General features: G+C 63.5%; 26 protein-coding genes. 19 read left to right on the plus strand and 7 right to left on the minus strand.

Going from position 1 to position 26,899, the window contains the following annotated elements; all coding sequences use genetic code 11:
- Nucleotides 1–313: 313 nt before the first annotated feature.
- The gene (locus C5P05_RS25720) at nucleotides 314–568 is read left to right on the plus strand and encodes a GlsB/YeaQ/YmgE family stress response membrane protein (protein WP_114972716.1); all 255 of its coding nucleotides are present in this window, start codon (nucleotides 314–316) and stop codon (nucleotides 566–568) included.
- A gap of 112 nt (nucleotides 569–680) precedes the next feature.
- Here C5P05_RS25720 and C5P05_RS25725 read toward each other — a convergent pair whose 3' ends face one another.
- Nucleotides 681–2,273, minus strand: coding sequence for a GMC family oxidoreductase (locus C5P05_RS25725; RefSeq protein WP_114972717.1), 1,593 nt, complete (start codon nucleotides 2,271–2,273; stop codon nucleotides 681–683).
- 177 nt (nucleotides 2,274–2,450) lie between these two features.
- On the opposite strand from C5P05_RS25725, the gene C5P05_RS25730 reads away from it, so the two are divergent.
- From C5P05_RS25730 to C5P05_RS25740, 3 genes are all read left to right on the plus strand, one after another.
- Nucleotides 2,451–2,906, plus strand: coding sequence for a MarR family winged helix-turn-helix transcriptional regulator (locus tag C5P05_RS25730; protein ID WP_114972718.1), 456 nt, complete (start codon nucleotides 2,451–2,453; stop codon nucleotides 2,904–2,906).
- 72 nt (nucleotides 2,907–2,978) lie between these two features.
- Nucleotides 2,979–3,407, plus strand: coding sequence for an organic hydroperoxide resistance protein (locus tag C5P05_RS25735; protein WP_114972719.1), 429 nt, complete (start codon nucleotides 2,979–2,981; stop codon nucleotides 3,405–3,407).
- Between the two features lie 65 nt (nucleotides 3,408–3,472).
- Nucleotides 3,473–4,591 carry a DUF2855 family protein gene (locus C5P05_RS25740; RefSeq protein ID WP_114972720.1) on the plus strand — a complete coding sequence of 373 codons (1,119 nt, stop codon included), beginning with the start codon at nucleotides 3,473–3,475 and terminating at the stop codon, nucleotides 4,589–4,591.
- Between the two features lie 12 nt (nucleotides 4,592–4,603).
- Here the strand turns inward: C5P05_RS25740 and C5P05_RS25745 are convergent, their stop codons facing one another.
- Nucleotides 4,604–5,011, minus strand: coding sequence for a potassium channel family protein (locus tag C5P05_RS25745; RefSeq protein ID WP_114972721.1), 408 nt, complete (start codon nucleotides 5,009–5,011; stop codon nucleotides 4,604–4,606).
- 51 nt (nucleotides 5,012–5,062) lie between these two features.
- On the opposite strand from C5P05_RS25745, the gene C5P05_RS25750 reads away from it, so the two are divergent.
- Together C5P05_RS25750 and C5P05_RS25755 are read left to right on the plus strand one after the other, a co-directional pair.
- Nucleotides 5,063–6,118, plus strand: a complete 1,056-nt coding sequence (locus C5P05_RS25750) for a serine/threonine protein kinase (protein ID WP_114972722.1) — start codon at nucleotides 5,063–5,065, stop codon at nucleotides 6,116–6,118.
- Between the two features lie 131 nt (nucleotides 6,119–6,249).
- A complete protein-coding gene (locus C5P05_RS25755; protein ID WP_114972723.1) occupies nucleotides 6,250–6,765 on the plus strand; it encodes a superoxide dismutase family protein in 516 nt (171 codons plus the stop codon).
- A gap of 24 nt (nucleotides 6,766–6,789) precedes the next feature.
- On the opposite strand, the gene C5P05_RS25760 is transcribed toward C5P05_RS25755, so the two are convergent.
- Nucleotides 6,790–7,344, minus strand: a complete 555-nt coding sequence (locus tag C5P05_RS25760) for a Spy/CpxP family protein refolding chaperone (RefSeq protein WP_114972724.1) — start codon at nucleotides 7,342–7,344, stop codon at nucleotides 6,790–6,792.
- A gap of 91 nt (nucleotides 7,345–7,435) precedes the next feature.
- Between C5P05_RS25760 and C5P05_RS25765 the strand changes: the two genes are divergently transcribed.
- Entirely contained in the window at nucleotides 7,436–8,047 is a 612-nt protein-coding gene (locus C5P05_RS25765) for a Crp/Fnr family transcriptional regulator (protein WP_114972725.1), read from the plus strand.
- 50 nt (nucleotides 8,048–8,097) lie between these two features.
- On the opposite strand, the gene C5P05_RS25770 is transcribed toward C5P05_RS25765, so the two are convergent.
- Nucleotides 8,098–8,688: a hypothetical protein gene (locus C5P05_RS25770; protein ID WP_114972726.1), complete on the minus strand. Its 591-nt coding sequence runs from the start codon at nucleotides 8,686–8,688 to the stop codon at nucleotides 8,098–8,100.
- A gap of 85 nt (nucleotides 8,689–8,773) precedes the next feature.
- Entirely contained in the window at nucleotides 8,774–9,136 is a 363-nt protein-coding gene (locus C5P05_RS25775) for a hypothetical protein (RefSeq protein ID WP_114972727.1), read from the minus strand.
- A 58-nt stretch (nucleotides 9,137–9,194) separates the two neighbouring features.
- Here C5P05_RS25775 and C5P05_RS25780 point away from each other — a divergent pair, with 58 nt between their 5' ends.
- On the plus strand, nucleotides 9,195–13,013 hold the full coding sequence (locus tag C5P05_RS25780; protein WP_114972728.1) for an AAA family ATPase: 3,819 nt from the start codon (nucleotides 9,195–9,197) through the stop codon (nucleotides 13,011–13,013).
- A gap of 62 nt (nucleotides 13,014–13,075) precedes the next feature.
- On the opposite strand, the gene C5P05_RS25785 is transcribed toward C5P05_RS25780, so the two are convergent.
- Together C5P05_RS25785 and C5P05_RS25790 are read right to left on the minus strand one after the other, a co-directional pair.
- Nucleotides 13,076–14,833, minus strand: coding sequence for a hybrid sensor histidine kinase/response regulator (locus C5P05_RS25785; RefSeq protein ID WP_114972729.1), 1,758 nt, complete (start codon nucleotides 14,831–14,833; stop codon nucleotides 13,076–13,078).
- A gap of 14 nt (nucleotides 14,834–14,847) precedes the next feature.
- Nucleotides 14,848–15,450, minus strand: coding sequence for a response regulator transcription factor (locus C5P05_RS25790; RefSeq protein ID WP_114972730.1), 603 nt, complete (start codon nucleotides 15,448–15,450; stop codon nucleotides 14,848–14,850).
- A gap of 248 nt (nucleotides 15,451–15,698) precedes the next feature.
- On the opposite strand from C5P05_RS25790, the gene C5P05_RS25795 reads away from it, so the two are divergent.
- Genes C5P05_RS25795 through C5P05_RS25845 form a run of 11 tightly spaced genes read left to right on the plus strand, consistent with a single transcriptional unit; the run spans nucleotide 15,699 to nucleotide 26,895 of the window.
- A complete protein-coding gene (locus C5P05_RS25795; protein ID WP_114972731.1) occupies nucleotides 15,699–16,565 on the plus strand; it encodes a type IV pilin protein in 867 nt (288 codons plus the stop codon).
- Nucleotides 16,566–16,584: 19 nt separating this feature from the next.
- The gene (locus C5P05_RS25800) at nucleotides 16,585–17,436 is read left to right on the plus strand and encodes a type II secretion system protein (RefSeq protein ID WP_114972732.1); all 852 of its coding nucleotides are present in this window, start codon (nucleotides 16,585–16,587) and stop codon (nucleotides 17,434–17,436) included.
- Nucleotides 17,433–17,951: a hypothetical protein gene (locus C5P05_RS25805; RefSeq protein ID WP_114972733.1), complete on the plus strand. Its 519-nt coding sequence runs from the start codon at nucleotides 17,433–17,435 to the stop codon at nucleotides 17,949–17,951. The genes C5P05_RS25800 and C5P05_RS25805 overlap by 4 nt, the downstream gene beginning before the upstream one ends.
- The gene (locus C5P05_RS25810; protein ID WP_114972734.1) at nucleotides 17,948–19,261 is read left to right on the plus strand and encodes a hypothetical protein; all 1,314 of its coding nucleotides are present in this window, start codon (nucleotides 17,948–17,950) and stop codon (nucleotides 19,259–19,261) included. Before C5P05_RS25805 ends, C5P05_RS25810 begins: the two co-directional genes overlap by 4 nt.
- The gene (locus C5P05_RS25815) at nucleotides 19,258–19,815 is read left to right on the plus strand and encodes a hypothetical protein (RefSeq protein ID WP_114972735.1); all 558 of its coding nucleotides are present in this window, start codon (nucleotides 19,258–19,260) and stop codon (nucleotides 19,813–19,815) included. Before C5P05_RS25810 ends, C5P05_RS25815 begins: the two co-directional genes overlap by 4 nt.
- A gap of 9 nt (nucleotides 19,816–19,824) precedes the next feature.
- Complete coding sequence (locus C5P05_RS25820; RefSeq protein ID WP_157979458.1) at nucleotides 19,825–20,448, plus strand: hypothetical protein; 624 nt, start codon at nucleotides 19,825–19,827, stop codon at nucleotides 20,446–20,448.
- The gene (locus C5P05_RS25825; RefSeq protein ID WP_114972737.1) at nucleotides 20,445–21,149 is read left to right on the plus strand and encodes a prepilin-type N-terminal cleavage/methylation domain-containing protein; all 705 of its coding nucleotides are present in this window, start codon (nucleotides 20,445–20,447) and stop codon (nucleotides 21,147–21,149) included. The genes C5P05_RS25820 and C5P05_RS25825 overlap by 4 nt, the downstream gene beginning before the upstream one ends.
- A gap of 16 nt (nucleotides 21,150–21,165) precedes the next feature.
- On the plus strand, nucleotides 21,166–22,857 hold the full coding sequence (gene mshL / locus C5P05_RS25830) for a pilus (MSHA type) biogenesis protein MshL (RefSeq protein ID WP_114972738.1): 1,692 nt from the start codon (nucleotides 21,166–21,168) through the stop codon (nucleotides 22,855–22,857).
- On the plus strand, nucleotides 22,854–23,684 hold the full coding sequence (locus C5P05_RS25835) for a tetratricopeptide repeat protein (RefSeq protein WP_114972739.1): 831 nt from the start codon (nucleotides 22,854–22,856) through the stop codon (nucleotides 23,682–23,684). The genes mshL and C5P05_RS25835 overlap by 4 nt, the downstream gene beginning before the upstream one ends.
- Complete coding sequence (locus C5P05_RS25840) at nucleotides 23,681–25,177, plus strand: AAA family ATPase (protein WP_114972740.1); 1,497 nt, start codon at nucleotides 23,681–23,683, stop codon at nucleotides 25,175–25,177. The genes C5P05_RS25835 and C5P05_RS25840 overlap by 4 nt, the downstream gene beginning before the upstream one ends.
- Before the next feature lie 29 nt (nucleotides 25,178–25,206).
- Nucleotides 25,207–26,895, plus strand: a complete 1,689-nt coding sequence (locus tag C5P05_RS25845) for a GspE/PulE family protein (protein WP_232834666.1) — start codon at nucleotides 25,207–25,209, stop codon at nucleotides 26,893–26,895.
- Nucleotides 26,896–26,899: the final 4 nt, after the last annotated feature.

Raw genomic sequence — 26,899 nt, forward strand, 5'->3', positions numbered from 1 at the left:
TTCGCATCCGCTTGAACTACGCCTTCTGATCGATCGAATCCCCCGAACTTAACCACTCGGGGGATTGCGCTTCTCTTTTTCCAAGATGGGGATTTACAGGTGCTCGCAAGAGCACCTTTTTTTCGTCGGTGTAGCCGGCCCGCATGGCGTTGATTTGGTCCTTCGTTGCTTCCTTCCTCACAATATGCGGCGGACCAGACCAATCCGGTTGACGCGCAGATTTTTTGTCCCTAGTATCTTTTTCATCCAAGACACACGGAGGTCATCATGGCCTCACAGCGCGGATGGCTTCAATCACCAAGGGAGTATGGATATGAGCTGGATCATCTCGTTGATTATTGGCGGCATCGTTGGCTGGTTGGCGAGCATCGTCATGAAGACCAACGCCCAGATGGGCTGGATCGCCAATGTGCTGGTGGGCGTGGTGGGCTCGCTGCTGGGCTACTGGATCGCCGGACTGGTGGGTATCGCCGCCACCGGCGGCCTGCTGCGCTTTGTGGTCGCGGTGGCCGGCGCGGTGCTGCTGATCTTCATCCTGCGCAAGCTCGGCGTGTTCGGGAAAACGTAGGGCCACGTAGCGCCGAATCCCGCAATAGCGGCATTGCGTCGGTCAAGTCGGATGGAATGACCAAGACGGTGAAGGACAACACCTGAATCGATAGCGCGCCTTAGCGTGAAAGTCAGACCTGCGCCGCCCTGATCAAATCAGCCGCCTTCTCGGCAATCATGATCACCGGCGCATTGGTGTTGCCCGCCACCAGGCGCGGCATGACGGAGGCGTCCACCACGCGCAACGCCTCAATTCCGCGCACGCGCAACTGCGCATCTACCACGTCCAGGGTCCCCGGGCCCATGCGGCAGGTGCCGGCCGGATGGTAGATCGTGTCGGCGTGGTCACGGATGAAATGCTCGATCTCGGCGTCGGTCCGGGCGCGGGCTGACGCCGCCAGCTCCCTGCCACCAATCGCGGCCAGCGCGGGCTGCGCAAGAATCTGGCGCATCAGCTTGAAGCCGCGAATCAGCCGATCCATGTCGTCGCGCTCGCCCAGAAAGTTGGGGTCGATCAAGGGCGGCTCGAGTGGGTCTTTGCTGGCCAGGGTGACGCTGCCACGGCTGCGCGGGCGCAGCAGGCAGACATGGCACGAGTAGCCATGACCGAAGGTGGTGGTGCGGCCGTGGTTGACCAGTTTGCCGACCACAAAGTGCAGCTGCAGGTCCGGGATCGGCTCGCTGACCTGGCTCTTGATGAAGCCGCCCGCCTCGGCGAAATTGCTGGTGAGCAGGCCGCTGCGGTGGCGGCGCCATTCGAAAATGCCCTGGATGGCGCGCACCATGCCGCTGAAGGAAAGACCAAACAAATCCTTGGCCTGTGGCGCATCCACCACCAGCACGACATCCGGGTGGTCATGCAGGTTTTGCCCCACGCCGGGGAGGTCGTGCAGGGTGGCGATGCCGTTTTCCAGCAGGTGCGCGTGCGGACCCACGCCCGACAGCATCAGGATCTGCGGCGACTGCAGGGCGCCGGCGCACAGCAGCACCTCGCGCGAAGCCTTGAGTTGCTTCACCGCGCCCTCGTGATGGAACTCCACGCCGACCGCGCGTTTGCGCTCCAGCAGGATGCGGGTGACGTGCGCACCGGTGAACACGCGCAGGTTGGGGCGCGTCAGGTTGGGCGTCAGGTAGGCCTTGGCGGCACTGAAGCGCTCGCCATTTTTGTGCGTGACCTGGTACAGGCCGACGCCGTCCTGGCGCTCGGCGTTGAAGTCAGGGTTGGGCTCGAAGCCGGCCTGCAGCGCGGCCTCGACAAACACCGGACCAAAGCGGTTGGGCTGGGCCAGATCCATCACGTTGAGTGGGCCGCTGGCGCCGTGGAAGGCATCGGCCCCGCGCTGGTTGTGTTCGGCACGTTTGAAATAGGGCAGCACGTCCTCATAGGCCCAGCCGGGGTTGCCTTGCGCCGCCCAGTGGTCATAGTCGGCCCGGTGGCCACGGGTGTAAATCATGGCGTTGACGGAACTGGAGCCACCCAGCACCTTGCCGCGTGGCTGGTAGCCGGCGCGGCCATTCAGGCCGGCTTGCGGCACGGTCTGGAACTGCCAGTTGGCCTGGCCCGTCTTGGCCAGCACGGCCAGGCCGGCCGGGCAGTGGATCAGTACGCTGGTGTCGGGCGGGCCAGCTTCGAGCAGGGCCACGCTGATGTCGGGGTTTTCGCTCAGCCGCGCCGCCAGCACGCAGCCGGCCGAGCCGCCGCCGATGATGAGGTAGTCAAACATGGAGTTCTCCCGGGCACGTTGAGAATCATTTTGCGGTGTGCCCGGCGTGCACCTTACCGCAAACGCTGCCCGGGTTTTAGAGGGCCGGCCCCAAGGGCACAGCCGCAGAAGCCCACGACGAGATGGCTGCTTGATTATTGAATTGTACACAATTTAATTGTGTGCTACAATTCAACCATGACAACACAACATCCGGCCCCCGCCTCCGATCCCGCCCTGCTGCTGGACAACCAGTTGTGCTTTGCGCTGTATTCCACTTCGCTGGCCATGACCAAGCTCTACAAGCCGCTGCTGGCCGAGTTGGGATTGACCTACCCGCAATACCTGGTGATGTTGGTGCTGTGGGAACAGGATGACGTCAGCGTCTCCGCGCTGGGCGAGCGCCTGTTTCTGGACTCCGGCACGCTGACGCCGCTGCTCAAGCGCATGGAAGGAGCCGGTCTGCTGCTGCGCACACGTTCCCCGCAGGACGAACGGCGGGTGCAAATTTGCCTCACCGCTGCCGGGCGCGAACTCAAGGCCCGGGCCGCCAAGGTGCCGGCTTGCGTGGTCAGCGCCACCCATTGTCCCGTCCCCGAATTGATGGCGCTGACAAAGACCGTGCAGGCCCTGCGCCAGCAATTGGCGGCCTGATGCGCCACTGATTTTTCTGCCCTCCCTTTTTTTAACCCGCTTCACCTCGAAGTATTTTTCCAAGGAAACACCATGGTCACCAAAGTCGAAAAAGTCGTTTACCAAGCCCACGCTACCTCCACCGGCGGCCGTGACGGCACCACCAAAACATCGGACGGTTTGCTGGAACTCAGGCTGGCCGTGCCCAAGGAAATGGGCGGCGCCGGCGGCGGTGTCAACCCCGAGCAGCTGTTTGCCGCGGGCTACAGCGCCTGCTTCATCGGCGCCATGAAATACGTGGCTGGCACGCAAAAGCTGGCCATGCCGGCGGATGCCTCCATCAACGCCACCGTGGGTATCGGCGCCATTCCGGCCGGCTTCGGTATCGAGGTGCAGATGGTGGTGAACCTGCCAGGCATGGAGCGCGAAGCCGCCCTGGCGCTGATCAACAAGGCGCATGAGGTGTGCCCGTATTCGAACGCCACGCGCGGCAACATTGAAGTGACGCTGACGCTGGCGTAGTCTTCCTGTCACCTTGGTGGCCCGCCCCGGTTGTCGGCGCGGGCCACATCGTTTATGGTGCGCCCATGACGACACTTGATTTTCTGGTCCGCAAAGACCAACTCGCCAGCACCGAGCTGCGCAGCACGCCAGACCGGCCTTTGGACAGCGGCGAGATCCGCTTGCGCATTGACAAATTCGCGCTGACCTCCAACAACATCACCTACGCCGCGTTTGGCGAGGCGATGAATTATTGGTCCTTCTTCCCGGTCAGCGCCGCTGACGATCAGGGCTGGGGCCGCATTCCGGTGTGGGGGTTTTCTACCGTGGTGCAGTCATTGCATGCGGGTGTGGCGGTGGGCGAGAAGCTCTACGGCTACTACCCCATGTCCAACAGCGTGGTGTTGCAGCCCACGCGTCTGTCGCCGGCCGGATTCTCGGACGGCGTGGCGCACCGGGCCGGCCTGCACCCGGTGTACAACCAGTACCAGCGCTGCAGCGCCGACCCGTTTTACACCGTCGACAGTGAAGACACGCAAGCGCTGCTTCGGCCGCTGTTCATCACTTCGTGGCTGATAGACGATTTTCTGGCCGACAACGACTTCTTTGGCGCGGTGGGGGCAGAGGGCCAACCGGCGCTCATGCTGCTGTCCAGCGCGTCGAGCAAAACGGCGTATGGCACGGCCTTCCAGCTGGCCCAGCGCCAGGGGATTGAGGTGGTGGGCCTGACATCGGCGGGCAACGTCGGTTTTTGCGAAAGCCTGGGTTGCTACCACCGCGTGCTGCGCTACGACCAGCTCGACCAGATCGACGCCGACGCGGCCTGCGTCTACATCGACTTTGCCGGCGATGCCGGGCTGCGCCGCGCCATTCACACCCGTCTTGCAAACCTGAAGTACAGCAGCTCCATCGGCGGCACGCACGTCGAACAACTGGGCGGCGCCCAAGACCTGCCCGGCCCCCGGGCAACGCTGTTTTTTGCCCCGGCCCAGATCAAGAAGCGCAACGCGGATTGGGGCGCGCAAGGGCTGGGTCAGCGCCTGCTGCAAGCCTGGCAGGCCTTTGTCGCCCAGGTCAACGACCCGGCGGGTCCGTGGCTGATCGCAGAGCAGCATCAGGGACCGTTGGCGGTGCAGGCCGCCTACCAGCAGGTGCTGGGCGGACGCGGCGACCCGCGCCGGGGGCATATGCTGTCGCTGAGCTGAAGCGGCCTGGCCCTAGGACGTTTCGCGCCGGGCCTTGAATTCGCGCAGCTCGTCATGCAGGCTGCGCACCTCCAGCCGCAGCGCGCCGATCTCCTGCATCAGGTCGCGCTCGATCTGGCGCTCTTCGGTTTCAACGAACATGGCCGCCACCGAGGCCGTGACCAGCGACAGCACGGCCAGGCCGAGCAGCACCACCAGCACCGAGAACATGCGTGAGGCGTGAGTGCTGGGCACGATGTCGCCATAGCCCACCGTGGCAGCCGTGGTGAAGGCCAGCCACAGGCCGTCACTCAAGGTGAGGGCGCTGGGCTCCACGATCCAGAACCCCACGCCGCCCAGGCCCAGGATCAGCAGACAGAGCAGCAGCGAGTAAATCAGGCCGCGCCGGGTAATGAATCGTTTACGTTGTTGCCATTTCATAACCGGGGACTGTACAGGGCAGGGTTGGCGCAGAGGTTTGATAATGGGCACATGTTGTCAACTTCCCCCACTTCTTCCAATCTTCACGCGTTCGAGGGGCTGACGCCCGACGTGGTCATGGACGCGCTGGCCAGCGTCGGCCTCTATGGCGACGGCCGGCAACTGGCCCTGAGTTCGTATGAGAACCGCGTCTACCAGCTGCACCTGGAAGACGGCCCGGCGGTGGTCGCCAAGTTTTACCGTCCCGAGCGTTGGAGCGAGGCGCAGATTCTGGAGGAACATGCGTTCTCGGCCGAGCTGATGGCGGCGGAGATTCCGGTGGTCGGGCCGCTGGTCTTGAATGGCACGACACTCAATCACTTTGGCGGCTTCGCCTTCAGCGTCAGCCCTAGCCGGGGTGGCCGTCCGCCCGAGCTGGACGACCCGGACGTGCTGGAGTGGATTGGCCGCTTTCTGGCGCGCATCCACACCGTCGGCGCCGCCAAACCTTTCGTCAGCCGGCCGGCGCTGGACCTGCAAAGCTTTGGCATCGACTCGCGCGAATGGCTGCTGAGCCACGACAAGGTGCCGCTGGACGTGCAGTCGGCTTGGGCCAAGGTGTCGCAGGATGCTATTGACTTGATAGCTGGTTACGCATGTCTAACGGGGGCTGGAGGCAAAAAAGACCCTTATTCCGAGCCGATCAAGCAGATCCGCCTGCATGGTGACTGCCATCCAGGCAACATCCTGTGGACGCCGCTGGACTCGCCGGCCAGCGCCGGACCGGGACCGCATTTTGTCGATCTGGACGACGCCCGCAGCGGCCCGGCGGTGCAAGACCTGTGGATGCTGCTCAGCGGCGACCGCCAGCAGCGCAGCCGCCAGCTCGGCGCCCTGGTTGACGGTTACGAGCAGTTCCGGGAATTTGACCGGCGCGAACTGGCGCTGATCGAACCGCTGCGCACGCTGCGTCTGATTCACTACAGCGCCTGGCTGGCGCGGCGCTGGGATGACCCGTCATTCCCCATCAACTTCCCCTGGTTCGGCTCCAGCGACTACTGGCAGGGCCAGGTGCAGATGCTGGAAGAGCAGATGGAAGCGATGCAGGAAGAGCCGCTGGTGGTGTGAGAGCCCCGGCGCCTGGCCACCTCAGCACTTGACCCACGTCGTTTCGGCTCGTTATGATCATTTAATCGATCACCCATCGATTGCCGTGCCCATCATCGGGCCTGTTGCGTCTGTCCACCAAGGAGCTATCCATGAGAATAACGCTATCCCTGATCCCTGTTGCCGTGCTGCTCGCCGCCTGTGTCACCACACCGCCGGCGCCATCGGCGGCCGCGCAACTCGCACCGACCCAGGGCAACACGGCGATCGGCAGCGTCAAGTTTGTCAGCCAAGGCGGCAAGATCATCGTCAGCGGCGAGGTCAGCGGCCTCAAACCGAATGCCGTTCACGGTTTTCACATTCACGACAAGGGGGACTGCTCCAGCGGGGACGGCATGAGTGCAGGCGGGCATTTCAACCCCGAAGGAAAACCGCATGGTGCCGCTGACGCCGCGACCCACCACGCGGGTGACCTGCCCAGTTTGAAAGCCGATGCCCGCGGCGTCGCCACCTTCAGCTTCGAGTCCACGAGCTTGAGGGTCGGCGAGGGCATGACGGATGTGATCGGTCATGGCCTGATTGTTCACCGCGATCCAGATGATTTCACCACCCAGCCTACCGGCAACTCGGGTGCACGCATCGCCTGCGGCGTCATCACGCGCCGGTAAAGCGCTAGTCAGGGCCGACCCGCTTCAATGGATGTGCGGTCCGGCGTTACCCGTCGGCTCGGGTGAACTCCGGTAGCCACGCAGCTGCGCATATCGCGCATTCTGTTCTGCGCTGAGGATCGCAACCTGGTGCAGATGTGCCTCCAAGTGTGTTTCGCGCACTTTGGCCTGGAGCACGCCAATGTCCTGGAGCGATCGGGCCAGCAGTTCGGCCGTCACGGCACGGCTGGCGAACAGCCGGTCGAGTTCGCGCTCTTGCGCGACCAGCGCCTGGCCTAGCGGAATCGCTTTCGCGGTCATGGCGGCAAAGAGGGCTTCGGTGCGGCTGCGTTGCTCAGGCGTCAGGGCCAGCGGCGTGGCAAGCTCCAGCACGTGAGCCGGACCCGCATAGCCGTTGAGTTCTGCAGCCCGGGCCAGACCCATGCCCTTGCCCGACAGATAAGCACTGATGTCTTCGGGGGACAGGGCCTTGATGTCGCGGTCCTCCTGCCCGGCATAGGCCGACGCAGGCGCGGCCATCGACACGGAGGGAGCCAGGCAAAGGGACGCGATCAGGCAGAAAAAAAGGGGAAGCTTCATGTGAACCTCTGGTGGTAAATGGGGTGGTTGACGGTCAATCAGGCTGCGATTTTCTATCGCCAGAGGCGTCTTCACATATGATTTCGATCATATGACCGCAACCGATACACCACCGCTGCCGCCGGCGCTTCAGGACTTGCTGCCTGCGGACCTCCGGCCCGCCTGCACGTATTTGAAAAGCAAACGGGGAGATCGCCTGTTCACGCTCCGCAAGAAGCCGCAGCGGATGTTTTATGTCGCCAGTGGCGAAGTGGTTTTGCAGCGCGTGGGGGTGCAGGGTGACAGCCTCGTGCTGCAGCGGGTTCGCCAGGGCTTTGTGGCCGAAGCCAGTCTGCAGTCAGCCCATTACCACTGCGACGCGGTGGTGACCTCCCCGGCGGATCTCATTGCCATTCCGATCGAGCCCCTCAGACAAGCGCTGGTGACCGATCCCGCATTTGCAATGCGCTGGATTGCCATGCTGAATCAGGAGCTGAAACGACTTCGGTTGCAATGTGAGCGCCTGTCCCTGCGCGGTGTGGCGGATCGATTGCTGCATTTGATAGAAACAGAAGGCGAGCGCGGGCGCCTGCCGCTCCGGGCCGGGTTGAAATCGGTGGCCGCAGAACTCGGCGTGAGCCATGAAGCCCTGTATCGAACCGTCGCTGAACTGGAGAAACAACAGGTGTTACAGCGCGCAGAGGGGGAGTTGCGGATCCTTTAACCCAAGACAGAGACTGCCAGTGGCGACCGCCGCCGGGATGATCCTTCTTTCTAGCAAGCCCCCGGCTTTTGATACCAGACGATACAGGACGTGCTGCCGCTTAATGCAGTCCCAACGGAACAAACCGGGGTCACCGGTGTGGGCAGTACAACGTCCGTCGTCGCAGGCGGATTGGCGGGATCGAGCGCTGAATAACTGGCGGCATAGCCGATGGAAGAAATGGCGATGTTGCCCGCGCCACTCTTGACCCAGGCGTAGCCAATCGGCCCACATACCGGCCCAGGCGTCATCCACGCCACGTCACCTCCTGCCACCACCGTACCGCTGGTGACCAGCGAAAACAGCGCAGGCGTGGCGTAGACGGCATATCCGTCCTTCGTCTGCAGAAGCGCACCGCCACCGGCAAAGACCGACAGCACCAGCAAAAATACACCACGACCCGATTTGCGGCGGATGAACATCAAGCCGAACAGCGCGAGCATCACGGCCATGGACGCCGTCAGCCACGGCGAGAGGGGCACCGGACTGACAGCACCGCCCGCCCCTGCAAAACCAACAATCACTTGCGCCGATGTGGTCTGCGCGAACGTACCGGCGAGCAAGGCTGCGCCGCCATGGAGAGATAAATCCCGTATCTTCATTTGTGTTTCTCAGTCGTTGATCCATCCCATCCTATAAAGCCACCGTTCGCCAATCGTTCACAGCGTCACTCACCCCGACCATGGCTTAAACACCACATACGCCTATGTCAACTGGCGACCCCTTGTAGTTTGTTTTGGAACGGCAAGCGCCAGTGGGTGTCGCCACACAAGTGCCCGACGTGGCTGTACCGACCACAAGGGCGCCGTTGACATAGGCTTTCTTGCCATAGCCAATGTCGGCAGCTGCGGCCGGAGCGGCCGCTTCCGTGGTGTCCACCACGTTCAAATGGCCACTCACCCCGAAGATGCTCACACCCCGGGTTCCGTCCGTCCTCAGACGCGGAAAGCTTTGGCCAGTCGCGTCGAGAATCCCGGCCAAAACGGGTGTCACGATGGCGGCAAATGCCAGAAGTAGCCATGCATCAAACTTGCGTGCTGAAAACGCCATATTTCTAAAATCCGGTTGATTCAACGTATCCTATAAACCCACCGTTCGCCAATCGTTCATGAACTCACACCCCCCTGATCACGGTCTCCAGCTGATGTTGCTCGGTGGCTTCGAGGCGCGCCTGCAGGGCCGCCCCGTTCCCGGGATCACCTACAACAAGATGCGCGCGCTGCTGGTTTACCTGGCGGTGGAGCGATCGCAGGATCACCCGCGGGAGGTGTTGGCCGAGCTGTTGTGGAGCGGCAACGACCCCACCACGGCGCGCGGCAATCTGCGCCGGACCTTGTCGGACTTGCGCCGGGTGCTGGAGCTGCCCAGCGGCACCGTCATGTTCGCCACCAGCAAGCACACCCTGCGTTTCATTCCGAATGGCTACGTCGATGCGCTGGACTTCACCGGTTCCATGCCAGCCGGGGCCGAAGAGCGGCTCATGGCCCTGTACTGCGGCGAATTCCTGGCGGGCCTGTCCGTGCCGGACAGCCCGGAGTTCGAACGCTGGCTGCAGATCCAGCGCGAAACCCTGCACCGACGCGCCCTGGCCTTGCTGGAGCAACTCGCGAATCGCCATGCGCAGGCGGGCGATAGCGGCCGGGCGCTGCCCTTCGCCTTGCGCTACACGGAGCTGGACCCGTGGGACGAGAACGCCTGCTGCCGGGTCATGCGCCTGTATGCGTTGAATGAGCAGCACAGCGCGGCAGCGCGGCACTACCAGGCCTACTGCCGCCTGTTGAAGGACGAGCTGGGGGCCTTGCCCAACAACGAAACCCGCCAGTTGGCTGAACATATACGCCATGGCCGGCCCGGCGCTGATCTGCCGCAAGCCGTCCCAACGCCGTCACCCGTCCTGGCGCAGCCGCAGGCGGAACGGCGCCAGGTGAGCGTGCTGTACTGCGAATTGACGCTGACCGCGATTGACGATCTGGATGAGGCCATGGCGCTGTTGGCCACGCCCCAGGCACGCTGTGTGCAAATCATCCGCGAGTTTTCAGGGCATATCGTGCAAACGCATGGCGGCGGATTGCTGGCCTATTTCGGTTATCCGCAAGCCCGCGAAGACGCGGCCCGCCATGCGGTGCAGGCGGCCCTGGCCATGACGCGCGAAACGGCCTACGGCATTGAAATCCGCACCAGTGTGCATACCGGACTGGTCATCACCGGCGGCGCGTCTTCCATGCCCGACACCGTCGGCAAGACCTCCCGGCTGGCCATCCAGTTGCGCCAGAATGCGGGGCCTGACGCCGTGGCCATCAGCCAGGACACACACGCCCTGGTGTCCGGCTATTTCGACTGCCTCAGCCTGGGCGTGCAACCCATGCCCGGCCTGGCGCAAGCGCTGGAGGTCTTCAAGGTGCTGCGGGAAAGCGGTGCGCGCACCCGGCTGGATGCAGCCGGGCAGTTGACCCCGCTGGCCGGTCGCCTGGCCGAGACCGCGCAGCTCATGGGCTTGTGGGCCACGGCCGCGCAAGGCGCGCGCCAGGTTGCGCTGGTGCTGGGCGAGGCCGGCATGGGCAAGTCCCGCCTGCTGCACACCTTGAAGGCGCGACTGGCGGACCAGCCTCACACGCTGCGCGAGTTGCGCTGTTTCCCGGAGTTCAGCCAGTCGCCTTTTCAACCGCTGATCGCCATGCTCGAGGCCATTTTTGGCTTCACGCACGGTGACACGCCGGCCGCCAGGTGCGCGCGGCTGGTGCAGTACCTGCAAGTCCATTTCCCGGCCTCGGCGCCACAGGCCATTCCGCTGCTCGCGGAACTGCTGTCCCTGCCACCCGTTGCGCAGTACCCGGTCCCCGATTTCTCGCCGCAAAAACAGAAAGAACAGACGATCGCCCTGCTGCTGGCCTTGCTGCAAACCCTGGCCCTGCAACAACCCGTGTTGCTCATCGTGGAAGACCTGCACTGGGTCGATCCCTCCACGCTGGAATTGTTGACCCTGTTCGTGGAGCAAGCGGGGGCGGGCGCGATTCTCGCGGTGTTCACGGCCCGGCCCGACTTTGATCCGCCCTGGCGGGAATCGCTGGAGTCCACGCTGGCGCTCACGCCACTGGGCGAGGCCGAGGTGCTGGACATGATCGCGTCCTTGCGCGCGGACATTCCGGCGGCGACGATACGACGCATCGTGGAACGCGCCGACGGGGTGCCGCTGTTTGTCGAGGAGATGGCAAAGTTTGCGGGCCTGGACCATCAAGCCGGCGTGCCCAGCACGCTGCACGATCTGCTGGCTGCACGAATGGACACCCTGGGTGAGGCGAAGTACACGGCGCAGCTGGCGGCCACGCTCGGGCGCGAATTCAATCTGGAGGTGCTGCGCCAGGTCTTCCCCCAGGGTCCCGCCCCGCTGGCGCAGGCCCTGAATGCCTTGCAGGAAGCCGGCCTGATCTCCAAGACCAGCGAGGCGGCCTGTCAATTCAAGCATGCCCTGATCCAGGAAGCGGCCTACCAATCCCAAACCCGGGCGGCCCGGCAGGAGGCCCATCAGCGCATCGCGCAGGCCCTGCAAAGTCACTTCCCCACCGTGGTCACGACCCAGCCGGAATTGCTGGCACGGCACTGGTCGGCTGGCGGAGACACCCGCCAGGCCGTGACCTACTGGGTCCAGGCCGGGCAACGCGCCGCCCAGAGTTCCGCCAATACCGAGGCGCTGGGCCACTTCAACGCCGGCCTGCAGCTCCTGATGACGCTGCCCCCCTCGGCCGAACGCGACCCGCTGGAATTTGCCTTGCGCGTGAACCTCGGCACGACACTGTGCGCCACGCAGGGCTATGGCAGCGCCGAGGCGGGCGCGGCCTATGGCCGGGCACTTGAATTAGGCGAGGCCTTGGGCGATGGCCCCGGCCTGTTCAAGGCGACGTGGGGTCTGTGGCTGGGGTCGAGTTCGCGCGTCGGGCACGAGCATGCCCTCGAACTGGCGACCAAGCTGCTGCAACTGGCGCAGCAGGACCGGGATCCGCTGCGACTTCAAAAAGCCCACTACGCCATGGGCAACAGCCTGCTGTGGACCGGCCAACTGAGCGCAGCACGGGCCCATCAGGAACAGGCCATGGCGCTGTACCAGCCCTCTCACCACGACATCATGGTGCGCGAGCTCGGCGAAAACATTTGCGTCTCGACCGGCTCCCAGCTGGCCTGGGTCTTGTGGCTGCAGGGCTTTCCGGATCAGGCGCGGGCCGTCGGCGAGCAGACGCTGACGCTGGCGCGCCAGGTCAACCATCCCTACAGCCGGTGCTATGCCAAAGCCCACGTCATGGTGCTTAGCCGCTGGCTGAGACAGACCGACACCACCCGCCAGTTAGCGGAAGAAACCATGGCGCTGGCCCACCAACACGGGTTCCCGCTCTGGCTGCTCTCGGGCCTGGCGTTCCAGGGCTGGGCCCTGGTTTTGCAAGGCGAGGCGAAAGGCATCGCCCAACTGCAGCAAGCGGTTGACACGGTTCGCGCGGCCATGAGCGGAATCGAGGCGTTCTTTCTGGCGCCGCTGGGCGAGGCCTGCCTGCATTTGGGGCAATGGGAGCAGTCCGCGGCGGTGGCGAATGCCGCCCTCGCGGTCGTGCACGCCAAAGACGACCGCTTTCTGGAAAGCGAGATTCTTCGCCTCAAGGGCGAATGCCTGTTGGCCATGCCCTTGTCCGACACGAAAGAGGCCGAAACCTGTTTCAACCAGGCCCTGGCCATCAGCCGGCGCCAAGGAGCGAAGTCCCTGGAACTGCGGGCGGCCACGAGCCTGGCCCGGCTCTGGCAGCAGCAAGACAAAAAAGAGGATGCGCGCACGATGCTGGAGGACATCTACAACGCGTTCACGGAAGGCCTGGACACCGCCGATCTGCAGGATGCGCGGGCGCTGCTGGATGCGGATGCACTGCACGAACCTGCTTGCTACTAGTTTAATAGCTGCTTGCGCAAACAATACGCGGGCTAGAGGCCTGTTTGATATAAATCACTGGCTCAGTACGGCAGGACGCTCACCAAGCCACGGTACAACTGGCTGGGCGATACTGGTTTGTGCAACAGCGGGACGCCGCTGGCCTGGGCTTCGCGCAGGCGGTCGGGTGCGGTGTCCCCTGTGATCAGCAAAGCGGGCAAGGCGTCCCCGGTCAACTGGCGCAAGGCCACAATGGCCTCGACCCCGGTGCGCTGCTCGCGCAGGCGATAGTCGCTGACCACCACATCCGGCGGAAGGCGGCGTGCCAGTTCAAGGGCCTCCTCTATCGATTCCGCAACCTGGCATTCACAACCCCACGCGCACAGCAGATGCAGCATGCCGGCGCGCACGCTTTCGTCATCGTCGATCACCAGCACGCGCACGTTGAGCATCTGTGTCCGCCCGAGATCGACGACGGCCGGCGCGACAGTCACGGCCGTCGTGGCCAGCGGCAGGAGCAGGCGAAACACGCTGCCGCGATGGGGCGTGGAGGTCAGCGTCAGGCCATGGCCCAGGGCGCGCACCAGCCCGTCCACAATGGCCAGGCCCAGGCCCAGCCCCTTGCGGCGGTCCCGCTCGGGATTGCCCAATTGGTGAAACTCCCGAAACACCTCGCGTTGCTGCGCGGGCTCGATGCCCAGGCCGGTGTCCCACACCTCCAGCACGGCCTGATCGCCATGCCGTCTGCAGACCACCAGCAAGCCGCCGTGGTCGGTGTAGCGAATAGCGTTGGATACCAGATTGCGCAGGATCAACTCGACCAACCCCACGTCGGACTGCACCAGCAGATCCGTTTCGCGCGAACGGTACGAGAGGCCTTTCGCGTCGGCCTGCCGCTCAAATTCCCGCTCGATCTTGTTGAGCAAAGGCTGCATCTGAAACGGCAGCACCTGGGGCTGGATCACACCGGCCTCGATGCGAGAAAAGTCAAGCAGGGTGTTGAGCATGTCCGCAGAGGCTTCGCTCGCCGCGCTGGCACTGGCGAGCAGCTTGCGCTGGTGCGGGCTCAGGTCCGTGCACGACAGGACCTCCAGAAGCAAACCCTGGGCGTGAATCGGTTGGCGCAGATCATGGCTGGCCGCCGCAAGAAACTTGGACTTGGCGGCATTGGCCTGTTCGGCCTCGTGACGGGCCTGTTCGGCAATGGCGGTCTCCATGCGCAGTTTTTCCATCAGCTCTATATTCTCAAAACGCAGATCAATCGACGTGCGCACCGTGCGGGCGGTGTTGACTGACTGGCCCAGCATGATGACCATGTACAAAAAACCGGCGACGGCCAACGCGGTGTACGCCGGATCGCCCAATAAAAGAAGCTTGACCATGGCGACCATGGTTATGAAGGAGGAAAACGCGGCAAAGACCGGCAGCACGGGTGACAGGATGGACATGGCATTGGCGGCCACGGCGGCCAGCACGGCAATGACCAACACGCTGCCGGCCAGGGTACTGGTATCCAATGCAACCCAGGGCAACGCGCCCCAGACGGCGCCATCGATGCCGTTCAGAAAAATCAGAGCCCAGACCACACGGGGCGCCGCATCCCGGCCCATGCCGCGGGAGAGATGGCGACGCCCATGAAGCCAGCAGCCGAGTTTGGAGATGATCACGGCAGCGCACCAACCCGCGAGGTCGGTCGAATCCGCGTTGTGGGCCAGCACCCAAAACAGAAGGATCACGATCAGACAGGTCGGGATGACCGAGCTGCCCTGGTTGCGCATCGACAACCGCAACTGCTCCACCAGAACGCGCCCTTCGGCCAGCTGCAGCAGCTTGATCCTCATGCGGCCGTCATGCCTCAGCCCACCAGCGCCTGACAACGCGCGGCGAACACGGCTTCTGTGCGGCTCGCCACGCCGAAAAACTCCAGGATGTCCTGCACATGCCTGCGCACGGTGTTGTCCGACACCGTCAGCTGGCGCGCAATGAGCTTGTTCGAGAGCCCCTGGTGCAGCAGTTCGAGCACCTCGCACTGACGTGGCGTCAAGCGCCGCGGCGCGGCACGGCTGGCAATGGATGGCAGGCCGCCCACGCTGCCGCGCAAAACCAGAAGGATGGCTTCCACAATTTGTGCGGCCGCCTGGGCCTTGGACACAAAACCGGCGGCACCCCGCGCCAGCGCCAGACGCACGGTCTCAGGCTCATCATGGGATGACAACATCAACACAGGCGTCATAGGCCATTTGTGTTTGAGCAGCCCGATGCCTTCAAGTCCACTCAAGCCATTGAGCCGGATGTCCAGCAACACCACGTCCACATGGTCGGGCGCGCCGGCCAGGGCCTCATCCAGGGAGGCCGCCTCGAAAATCCGGGTACCCGGCATGGCCGTGCCAATGACCATTCCCAGCCCGATACGGAAGATGGCGTGATCGTCAATTAATGCGACGCAGATGGAACTCATGGGTCATTTCATCACGGCGCCGATGCGTCGGGCATGGTCTTTATGGACCATTTCAATGTGCTGCATTGCTACGTACACTCGCGCCCTGTAACTATTTGTAACGATATTTCCTAGCACATCATCCTTTGCATTTGTTTGATCAACCTTAGTAAATAGTAACAAGCTGTTGCCGAATCGTAAACAAATGCAGACAAAGCCCCTGTGGCTGCTTGTTTTCTTCCATTTTTCCTTACCTCTGAGAGGGCACCATGTCTAAATCCCTGTTGTGCGGCCTGCGCCGCGCTCAATGCCGCAGCAGCGGTGCGGCCCGTCGTCAAGGCGGCTTTACCCTGGTCGAAATGGCCATCGTGCTGGTCATCATCGGGCTCATCCTCGGCGCGATCACCATCGGCAAGGACGTGCAGCGCAACGCTGAATACACCAAGGTCAAGCAGAAGTTTGTCGACCAGTGGGTGCTGGCTTACAACGCACATACGCAGCGGACGGGAGTGGTGCCGGGGGATAGCCAGACGGCGCCGCGTTTGATGGTTAACGGCTCGAATTACAACACTGCCTACACTCCAGCCGCTGCCACCCCGCTTTCGGGTGGGAATATGACTGCCGTGCTGCCGGCGGCCGTCACTTCGATTTGTCATGGCGTCATCGGACCGGGTATGACAAGAGCCACCCAAAACGCCACGGGTATCGGTGAATTTGACCTGCGCACCATGATGTTGCAAGTCGGCGTGCGCATGCCCCCCGGCCGGGCTGAGGGCTCCGAAGACCGTTACGTTTACCTCGACTCCAATGGCAACCCGCAGGAAATTCAGGTTTGCTTTCAATGGAATCCACCCATCACCCCCTCTGGCGCAGGCAATGTGATGGTGATTTCCGGTTTGACCCCTGATCTGGCGCGCTCGCTGGACCAAATGATTGACGGCAAGGCTGATGCGCAGGAAGGCATGTTCCGCCAACAAGCTGTCGCCAACGGCGTAGCCAATGCGCCGGGCGTCCAGTGGGCTGCTAACAATACATTCGCCCAAGCCGCCGCCGCCCCCGCAGCCAGCGGCGCGGGGGCGACACTGGATGAAGATCAGGTCTTCACTGTGGTCGCCCATTACAAGATGAACCAATAAGCGCACGACAGGAACCACCATGGCAACCCAAAAAACAACGTTTTCCGCCCGTCACCAGCATGGCTTCACGCTGGTCGAAATGGCGATCGTGCTGGTCATCATCGGCCTCATTCTGGGCGCACTGGCCGTGGGTAAGGACGTAATGCGCAACGCCGAATACCAAAAGGTCGGCAACAAATTCATCTACGAATGGAAGAAGAGTTACGACGGTTATTACCAGCGCGCCGGCGTGGTGCTGGGTGACAGTCAGGTGGCCCCGACCAATATGGTCAACGGGGATGAAACCAAAATTGGCGGCGCACTGGCTTCCGTTGGCAACCTGAATGGCGCACTGGCGGGCGTGCCTGCCAATTACACCAATACCGGCCTGCGCATCTGCAATGGTCAGGGTTTTGTCGCCGATTCCGTCGGTACAGGCGACCCCGCTCTGGCGGTCCAGAATCTGCGTGCCCTGATGCAGCGCATTGGCAATCGCATGCCGCCCGGACGTGGCGAGGGCAAGGAAGACCGTTACGTGTACACCGACAGCAATGGCAACCCGGCCGAATTGCAGGTCTGCTTTCAATTCAATCCGGCCGGAGAAATTCAGGGGGCGGGCAATGTGATGGTCATCCGGGGTTTGACGCCGGATCTGGCGCGTTATCTTGACCAACTGGTGGACGGCAAGCCGGACGCGCTGGAAGGGCGCTTCCGCCAGCAAAACAGGTTAGCCAACACCACATCGACGGCAAATCAGCCGGGCCTGCAATGGGCCGCCAACAACACTTTCGGCCAAACCAATGCAGCTGCCGCCACAGCCTCCGGCACGGGCCTCAGGCTGGATGAAGACCAGGTGGTGCTGGTGACCGCCATCTGGGTCATGGACCAATGAACACCGAGACGTCGGGCCAGGATGTTGGTGCCAGCCGGCCCGGCCGCTCTACCGGGCTGATGTTGCTCGGCGGCGCGGTGGCCGTGCTGCTACTCGGCGTGCTCGGGTTTGACCAGGCCCGCGCGGCTCGCGCCCAGGCGCAACGCGCCATGGCCGATGTGAATGCGATGCTGGCGGACGCGCGCAGCCACGAGGAATTGGCAAAGCGCAACCGCGCGCTGCTGACCGTCTCCGGCACCGTGCAGCAGCGCGCCGAGGCATCCCTGGTGCTGCCGCGCTACTGGAGCGAGCGGCAGATCAGCCTGCGCCAGCAGAGTTTGCCGCGTGAGCAGTTCAATGCCGTGCTGGTGTCCACCGCGCGCAACAGCAACCAGCTCTTGAAACTTGAGGAATTCGACGTGGCTGTGACGCACCCCGATGAAGGTTTGTTTGATGCGCTCGCCGGCGCGCGCTATCCGGTGATGGTGAGCCTGCGCGGCTCGCTCAATTTCCGGATCTCGGATCGGCCGCTATGAAGTCCGCCTTGATACTGTCCTTGCAGGGCGTGTGGTACAGCGAGCACGACGGTGTCTGGGAGACATCGTCCGCCCAGCCGCTACTCGCTCCTCAAAGCCGCATCCTGACTGATTTCGACAATGCGCCGTCCGGTGTGATGGCCGTCGACACCCAGCCCGATTTCGCCGCCGCGGTCATCGAGAAGCACCTGCGCTCCGAAGGCCTGATCGATGGCGAGGCGCATGTGCTCGCGCACCGCATCCTGGCGGCAGGCGGCGGCTCCCGCGCCTACTACACGGCGGTGCCAGTGGCGGCCTGGCAGGATTCGTTCACCTGGCTGCAACAACAGCCCTCCGTCGGTTTGCTGTTTTCGGTCGATGCCGGGATGCTGGCACTGGCGCAGCGCCATGATGCCGTGCTGTGTCGCACCGGGCGTCAGTTCCGCTTCCTGCTGTCGCAACCGGGGGCGCTGGTTTATCTGTCCACCACGGCTTTCTCAGACGACCCCGACGACATCGACACGGCGCTCCTGAACCTGGTCGAGCAGGTGCGCGCTCAGTGGTTGCCACGCCACGAAAAAATGGCGCTCTACTGGTGCGATCTGCTGGCGCCGGACCTTGACGACGGTGCACGACTTCACGCCATCGCTCATCGCCGTCTGGGCGTCAAGGTCGAGTCCGCGCCGGTCGCCCGCTTTACCTCGGAGAGCGGCGCATTGCGCACCGCAGCCCACGCGATGGCGCAAGCGCTCTCGTGGCGCGCTGCGGTCAATCCGTGGATCGACCGCGTCGCCGCGGCCGCGGAGCGCTTCAGCCTGCCGATCGCGGGCGTCACGGCCACCTGCGGGATCGGATTCATGCTGGTCGCCGCCGCCTGGGTCATGCAAACCTTGCAATTGCAGGCGCAAGAGGGTCGCATGCGCGAAGAAATCGCCACCATCACCAGCCGCAATGCCGGGCTGGACGTGGCACCGGCCACCCTGTTGGCCCGGCAAGCCGAAACCCTGGGTTTTCTGGATGCACTGGCAGGCGCTGCCGCCAGCCCTGATCTGCTCGGATTTTTGGACACGGTTCGCAAGGCGTCTGACCAGCGCGTGCGCGTCATGCGCGTGCGTCTGTTGTCCGCCGAAGGACCCCAAGCGGGCTTTCGGGTGGATGGCGTGCCAGTCAACAACGCGGGCTCCGAGCGCGCCCTGTCAGGATTCCTGGCGGCCTTGCGTGCGCAGGGCTACGAGGTGAAGGCAGAAGACCCGGGTTACCAGACGCAGCAACCGGGTTTCTTTTCCTATTCTGTCCGCCGGATTGCGCCTGTCAGCGCAGACATATCATGAAGAAATACGCCGCATTGCTGCTGATGGTGGCCAGTCTCGCCGCGCTGGCCTGGGCCAGTGTGCTGGCCGTGCGCCTGGCCTTGAAAGCAGCGCCGGCATGGTCCGCTTCGGCACCTTCCAGCCTGCACGGCAAGGAAGGCGAAGAGGCGCTGCAACGCTTGCGCAGGATCGATCGCGTGCTCACCCAGATTGACGCACTCAAGCCGCTTGCCTCGCAAGTGGCGACAGGACCGCTGGCGCAACCCGCACCGCCGCCACTCGCGTCGCTGGTCAAACCGGCCGTGCAAGGCAGCACCTCGCAGACCGGTAAAACGGTGACGGTACTGGCCAAGGAAGCACCGGTCATTTCCATGGTCTATCTTTCCACCGACATGCAGCGCGCGGTGATCAACGGCAAGCTGTATGCCAGTGGTGACAGCATGCCCGATGGGGGTCGCTTGGTGGCGATCAGCCTGAACGAGGTGGTGATTGATTACAAGGGCCGGCGCAAAGTGCTGTCGGTACCGCGTAGCCAGGTCTCGGGCAGCACCGCCAGACCCCTGGAAGAGAAGTAGGAGATGGTCTTGAACAAGCGGTTCATGGCTCTGGTCGCGCTGGTTCTGGCCTTGCTGGCCATTGCCATCGTGGTCGGCTGGCGTGCTTCGTCCACTTCTGAGCCACTACCCGGGTCAACGGTCTCGGTGGCGCCGTCGCTAGCCCCGCCGTCCGCCCCTGCCGCAAATTTACCGCGAGCGGGTGACGGCGCGCCGCCTTGGGCGGCGGGTGGCATCCCATCGTCCTCGCAGGTGCAGGCGCAGGCTGACAAGCCGTTGAATGGCCTGCCCATGACGACCGGGCCGGCGGCGACCCAGCGTGAGCTCAAGGAGCTGGAAACGATGCAGCAGGAACTTGCCAACGCCATGCGTGATGGCAAGCAGCCCGACCCCAAAAAGGTCGCAGAAATGCTGACCCGCCTGAAAGAAAAGCATGGCTCGACGGTGGCCGGTGTCAACCTGGATGCCGTGATCAGCAATCTGCAAACTGCGACGGAAATGCAGGCACTGGCACTGGAGATCCAGCACGAAAGCGCCAAGCCGGGCGGTGGTGACGGCAAGAAGATGCAAGGCTACGTCGCGCAGTTGACCAAGTTGCAGTCCCGGATGCGCATGGACATTTCGGTACCCCAGAAACCGGAAGCCACCAAATGACGGGCTCCCATGGCGCTTGTCCGCGCCTGCGCGGATTTTCAATGATCGAGATGGCGGTTTCGCTGGTGGTGATCGGTCTGATGGTGTCGGGCAGCGCGGCCTATCTGGGCCTGTTCAGAAGCGGCAACCAGCTGGGGACCGACGCGCAACTGGTGTCGCTGTCGGAGAGCGTCATGTTGTTTGCCGGCATGCGCAGTCGCTTGCCGTGCCCGGATACGGCGGGCGACGGCTATGAGGCGCTGGTGGCCGGTGCCTGCCCGGCCGGCACCCAGGTGGGCTGGCTGCCTTATCTGTCGATGGGCCTGAGCCAGCCGTCAGCGCGGCAGCGCGCCATTTACGGCGTGTACCGCAACCCGGCGGCCGATCTGGCTGTGAGTACCGCTCCAGCCACGGTCCAGACGGCAGCCGTCCAGCTTGTGCCCAACATCGCATTCGTCTACGTGACCGGCGACGGGACGACGGCCCAGGGCGCCCAAAACTGCGCCGCGAATGTCGTGAGCAATCCGGCTTTTGTGCTTCTGGCGTCCGGCGAAGACCTCGATGGCGATGGCCTGCAGGTGGACGGCATCCACAACACGCTGCCTGCCAACGGGCGTTGCTTTGCATCACCAACGCGCGCAGTGGACACCAATTTCGACGATCGCACCCTGGCGATCAGTTCTAACGCCTTGATGGCACGACTAACCAACAAATTATTGTGAAAAGGCGAGCGACGCAATGAAGATTTTTCCTCTATTCCCCCAGCGCCAGGCGCTCTACAGCGGTCTGCCCCGCGCAGTGTTTCTCCTGGGTGGCGCAGCCCTGCTGGCGGGCTGTGCCAACACCACACCTCGCAGCCTCGGCACCCTGCCGCCCACCGACGAACAAACCATCAGCAAGCTCACCGCCAATCTGGCGCAGGAGTCTGCCAAGCTGGCCGCCGCCCGCGACGAAACCCGGCAGCTGATTGAAAAGAGGGCGGTCCAGCCCGAGCCGCAGGCGATTGCGCCGCGTCACGATCCGATGGAAGACATCATCGTATCGGTCAAGCTGCAGAACGCCACGCTGAGCTCGATGCTGCAGGTCTTCTCGGACCAGGCCCGCATGAACATGCTGGTCGATCCGGAAGTGCTGGCCATCGACAAGCGCGCCAGCTTCTACCTGAACCGCGTCACGGCACGCGAGTTGTACCGGCACATTCTGGATGCCTTTGACCTGTCGGGTCAGGTTGAAGGGAACACCACGAAGATCGGAATGTTCGAGGAGCGATTCTTCAACATCGACTTTCTCAATTCCCGCATGAGTCTGGATGTCACCGCCGGCGGCAATGTGTTCGGTGCCAATACCGGCGGGACGGCCGGCGACCAGATACGCGGCAATATTTCCCTGAGCGGTGGAACCGGCAAGCAAATCGAAAGCTACGACCAGCTCGAAACCAACCTGAAGCAGCTGATTGGCGCCAAGGAAGGCGAGGCCAAGCAGTCCGACAACAAGGAAGAGGACAGAAAACGCACGGTCTACAGCCTTAACAAAAGCTCGGGCACCTTGTTTGTACGCACGCGGCCGTCGCAGATGCGCATGGTCGAAAAAATGATCGATCGCTACAAGGTGGTGCTGCGCCGCCAGGTTCTGATCGAAGCCCAGTTGCTGGATGTGGAACTCAATGACCAGTTCCAATACGGGGTGGACTGGACTTTGCTGCGCAACAACGTCGCCGGCATCGTGGGCGGCGCACCCATTGCGGCCAGCGCCGTGTCCTCGATACTGTCCAGTACCGGTGAAGCAGCGGCGGCGCGCACACTGATCTTTCCATCACAGTCCATCGGCTACGCCGAGGGGCGCTCGGCCGGGCTGGCCTACACCCGCGGCAGCGTTTCCGCAGCCATCAGCCTGTTGCGCGGCTTCGGCAACGTGAAGGTCCTGTCCAACCCTAGCATACGGGTGCGCAACAACGTCCCGGCGCTGTTGAGCGTGGGCAGCTCCAACCGCTATGTGGCCAAGTCCTCGGTGACCGTGACCAATCCGGGTGGCGGCGCCGCCACCACGACGGCCGATGTTCAAACCGACTCAGTCTTCAGCGGCGTCATCATTGGCGTGGTTCCCTTCATCGGGGATCAGGGCAATGTGGAGTTGCTGATCAATCCGATGCAAACCGAAGTCGACGCGGTCAGCCTGGAGTTGCAGGATGTGGGCGGCGGCAACAAGGTCACGCTGCCCAAAGTCAGCTTCAAGGGCATGACCACCACCCTGAACATTCAGGATGGCGACACCGTGATCATTGGCGGCCTGATCGACCAGAACACCTCCGGCACCGATCGCGGAACGCCCGGCCTGTCCGACGTGCCTGTGTTCGGCAAGATGTTCGGCAACGAATCGACCAACCATCACAGCCGCGAGATGGTGATTGTCTTGAAGGTGAAACTGCTGTGAGCCTGATCTATTCAGCCCTGAACAAGCTGGAACAGGAATCCGGCGTAGCGGGCACGCCGGACAAGACCGTGGCCAACCCTTATGCGGCTACGGCACGGAAATCAGGCGCGCCGCGCTGGGTTTATCTGGTCGTGCTGGGCTGCCTGCTGGTCGTGCTGGGCGGCTGGCTGTCCATGAGCGCGCTGAAGGCAAAGTTCGCGGCAGAGCAAGTGCGTGAACCTGACCACCAACCGGCCCCGATGCCCGCAGTGCCTTCGGCACCCGTGCCGCCGATCCAGTTTGCCGAGGCACCAGTCCAGGCGCCGCCTGCGCGCACTGAAATCATGGTACCGGTTTCGACACCGACCAGCGAAAGTCTGGCGGAACCCGCAAAAACCGTGCAGCCCAAGCCCCGCGCCCAGGCCCGGCCGAAACCGCCAGCGCAGGTAGTCACCGAAACAGCGCCGGCTGCGGACGAGATCAATCCGGAAGAAACCAACCGACTCACGCAGGCCGTCAAACGCGCCATTCAGGCGGGACAAAACGAGGAGGCCACAAACTTGCTCAAGCAGTTGGCCACACGTTTGCCGCCCGAGAGCATCACCTTGTTGCGTCTGAACGCCTGGCACCGGATGCAGAGCGGCGATGAGGCGCAGGCGATGGTGCTGTACCGCCAGATTGGCGAGCGCATTCCGGGCGATGAGTCCGCCGGCATCAATCTGGCGCTGCTGAACTGGAAAGCCGGCCGCCAGGAAGAAGCGCGGCGCGTGATCGGCGCGCTGGCGGAGCGCCATCCCGAATCGGAGACCGTGCAACGGTACAGCCGCGAACTGGGAGCGCCCAGATGAATGAGCGTGTGGCCCTGCCACAGCACTTGCGCGCGCTGGGCTTTGAGCGCAATCCGTTTCCGCAGACGCCGGACGCAGACTGCTACTTTCGCACCGAAGCCATTGAGCAGCAATTTGCGGAGACGCTGCATTGCCTCAAGGCGGGCAAAGGTTTTGTGCTGCTGACGGGGGAGGTCGGCACCGGCAAGAGCACCTTCCTGCGTTGCCTGATGGACGATCTGGCGGCGACGGACTGCGCCGTGTCCTTTGTCTTCAACACCTTCCTGCAGGGCCGGGATCTGCTGCTCGCGATCAATCGGGATTTTGGTCTCGCCGGCGGCGCGGACATGGCCGAAGACATTGACCGCCTGAACCACTATCTGATCGAACAGAACACGCAGGGGCGATGCTGTGTGGTGGTGATCGACGATGCGCAGAATCTTGACGCGGCGAGCCTGGAACTGCTGCGCCTGCTGTCCAACCTGGAAACGCGCCAGAACAAGCTGGTGCAGATTGTGTTGTCCGGCCAGCCCGAATTGTTGCTGCTCTTGCGCAAGAATGAAAGCCGGCAACTGGCCAGCCGCATCGTGCAGCACATCGAACTGGCACCCCTGTCGCCCAGCGAGTGCGCGCGCTACATCAGTTTCAGAATCGCACGCGCAGGCACCGATGGCCGCCTGCGCCTGAACGCAGCGGCCCAAGGCGCCCTGCATCGGCACGCGCGCGGCAATCCGCGGCGGCTTCACCTGATCATGGATCGCTGCCTGTACGGTGTGGCGCCGACGGAGCGCCGCGAGATCGACAAGGCATTGATTGAGCTTGCGGCGCGCGAAAGCGGCATCGCGCGCACACCCGGTCGACGCAGCTTCAAATGGCCGCTGATAGGCGGCGGCGTCGCGCTTGCTGTCGGACTGGCCGCCTGGACCGGCGTTGACCGCTTGTCCGCGGCCTTGATGGCACAGGCGAAACCCGCCCCGGCGGCGGTGGCACCCGTAGCGATGCTTCCCGTGGCCAGGGTGCCGGCGGCCGCCGTGAAACAGGATGCGACACAGGATTTACAGGCTTGCCTGCAGGGCTTACGCGCCGGTGCACGCCTGGCCGATATTCAAAACGGTCTGGGTGCCGACACCCGCGGCGCAACACTTCAATTACTCGCCAAGGACGGGCTGGCGCTGTCAGCGGTGCCGGCCGGCATGCAGGTGCCGGATGTCCCTGACGCCCAGGGCCACAAGGCCTGCCGTTGGACGGCTGCGGGCGATCGCTGGGTGCTGTGGCGCCCGGTGCATCTGCCCTTCGCGCTGAGCGAGGGCGCGCAGAGCGAGGCCGTGCGCTGGCTGCAGGTCCAGTTGGTGGCGAACAATTTGTATACCGCGCCAGTGGACGGCATGGCCGGCTGGCGCACGCTGGCGGCGCTCAATGTTTTTCAGCGCCAGCATGGCGTGCCGGCGCAGACCGGTGTGGATGCGTGGACGCTGTTCCTTCTGGAACATGGCACAGCCAAGAGCGCCGTTTGAGCGGATGCGAGCAGAACATGGATAGCGCAATGAACATAGAAGAAACCACGGCGCCTGAAGCCGGCGTGCCGGATCTCATGCAACTGGGCCAGCGCCTGGTCGCGCAAGGCAAGCTGACGCCGGTTCAGCTCGACTACGCGATGCAGAAGCAACAGATCGAAGGGGGCCGGCTCGGGCTCTTGCTGGTCCAGCACGGCTTGCTGACCGAGCGCGATCTGGCGCACAACCTCGCCAGTCAGCGGGGCATCCCCTTTGTGGAAACCGATGCGACGCCAACACCCGATCCGCAGTTGCTGGCGCTGTTCAACCGCGAGCTGTGCCTGACGCGCGGCTTCATGCCGCTGGTGCGCCAGGGCGACTTCGTTCACATCCTGCTGGGCGACGGCAATCCCGACGATTTGCGGGAACTGGTGCAGCGTCGCTGTGGCTGCAGCCCGAAGTTTTTCCAGTCCGAGTTCCGGCATGTATTGCAGCTGGTGCGCCAGACCTATTACTTTGCGCAGAATCCGGCCGAGTCGCTGATCAAGCGGGAGATCTCACTGTTGTCGGACGATGTGGACCACTCGCGCAGTCCGGAAAAGCTGCTGGAGTATGTGCTGCACCTGGCGGTGCGCGAGCGCGCGACTGACGTGCACTTGGCGCCCTCTGCCAGCAGTTATCACCTGCTGTTTCGCATAGACGGCGTGCTGCGCCCGATGTTCGCGCTGCCGATGTCCCTGTCACGCCTGGTGGTGTACGTCAAGCTGGGCGCGACGATGGATATCTCGGAGCAGCGACGGCCGCAGGATGGCAGTTTTCAAACCACGGTTCTGGACGCGCCCTTCACCGTGCGGGTCTCCACCCTCGTCACCGAGTACGGCGAGCGCATGGTGTTGCGCCTGCTGCCGGAGAGTTCGGACCTGTCGCGCCTGGAGCAGCTCGGCTTTCGCGCCGACCACATTGCGCTGCTGCAGCGTGTCTTTGCCAAGCCGTCCGGCATGGTGTTGCTCACCGGGCCCACCGGCTCGGGCAAAAGCACTACGCTGCACGCGGCCTTGCGCCTGCAGGCCCTGATCGAGCGCAATGTGCTGACGGTGGAAGACCCGATCGAATACCGCCTGTCCACCATTGGCCAGACCCAGGTCAACCGGCGCGCCGGCTATGAGTTCAGTACCGCGCTGAGGCACTTTTTGCGACACGATCCGGATGTGATTCTGGTAGGCGAAATCCGCGATGCCGAGACGGCGCAAGCCACGGTGACGGCATCGGCCACCGGCCATCTGGTGCTCTCGACCCTGCACGTCGCCAGTGTGTTTGGCGTGATGAGCCGGCTGGTGCCACTGGGGCTGGGTCCGCAGACCATCGCGGAGAATCTTGTCGCCGTGGTGAATCAGCGCCTGGTCCGGCGCAATTGCCCGTTCTGCAGCGTGCCCGAGCAGCCCACACAGGTTCAACAAGACTGGCTCGGCCGATTCAACAGTGGCAGCGTCATGCACGGTTGCGGCTGTGAGCGCTGTGCCCATACGGGTTTTCTGGGGCGCCTGCCCTTGTACGAAATTCTGAACGTGGACGAGCCCATGGCCAATGCCATCTCGGAAGGCCTCGGCCGCACGGCCTTGCGGCGCATTGCGGTCGAGGCCGGATTCGAGCCCATGCTGGACATGGCGAAGTGGCGCATCGCGCAAGGTCAGACCACCTTTGAGGAAGTCTGGCGCGTGATCGGCGAAAGCCCCGAGTAGACCC

Source organism: Rhodoferax ferrireducens (genome assembly GCF_003347515.1).
GTDB lineage: Bacteria > Pseudomonadota > Gammaproteobacteria > Burkholderiales > Burkholderiaceae_C > Rhodoferax.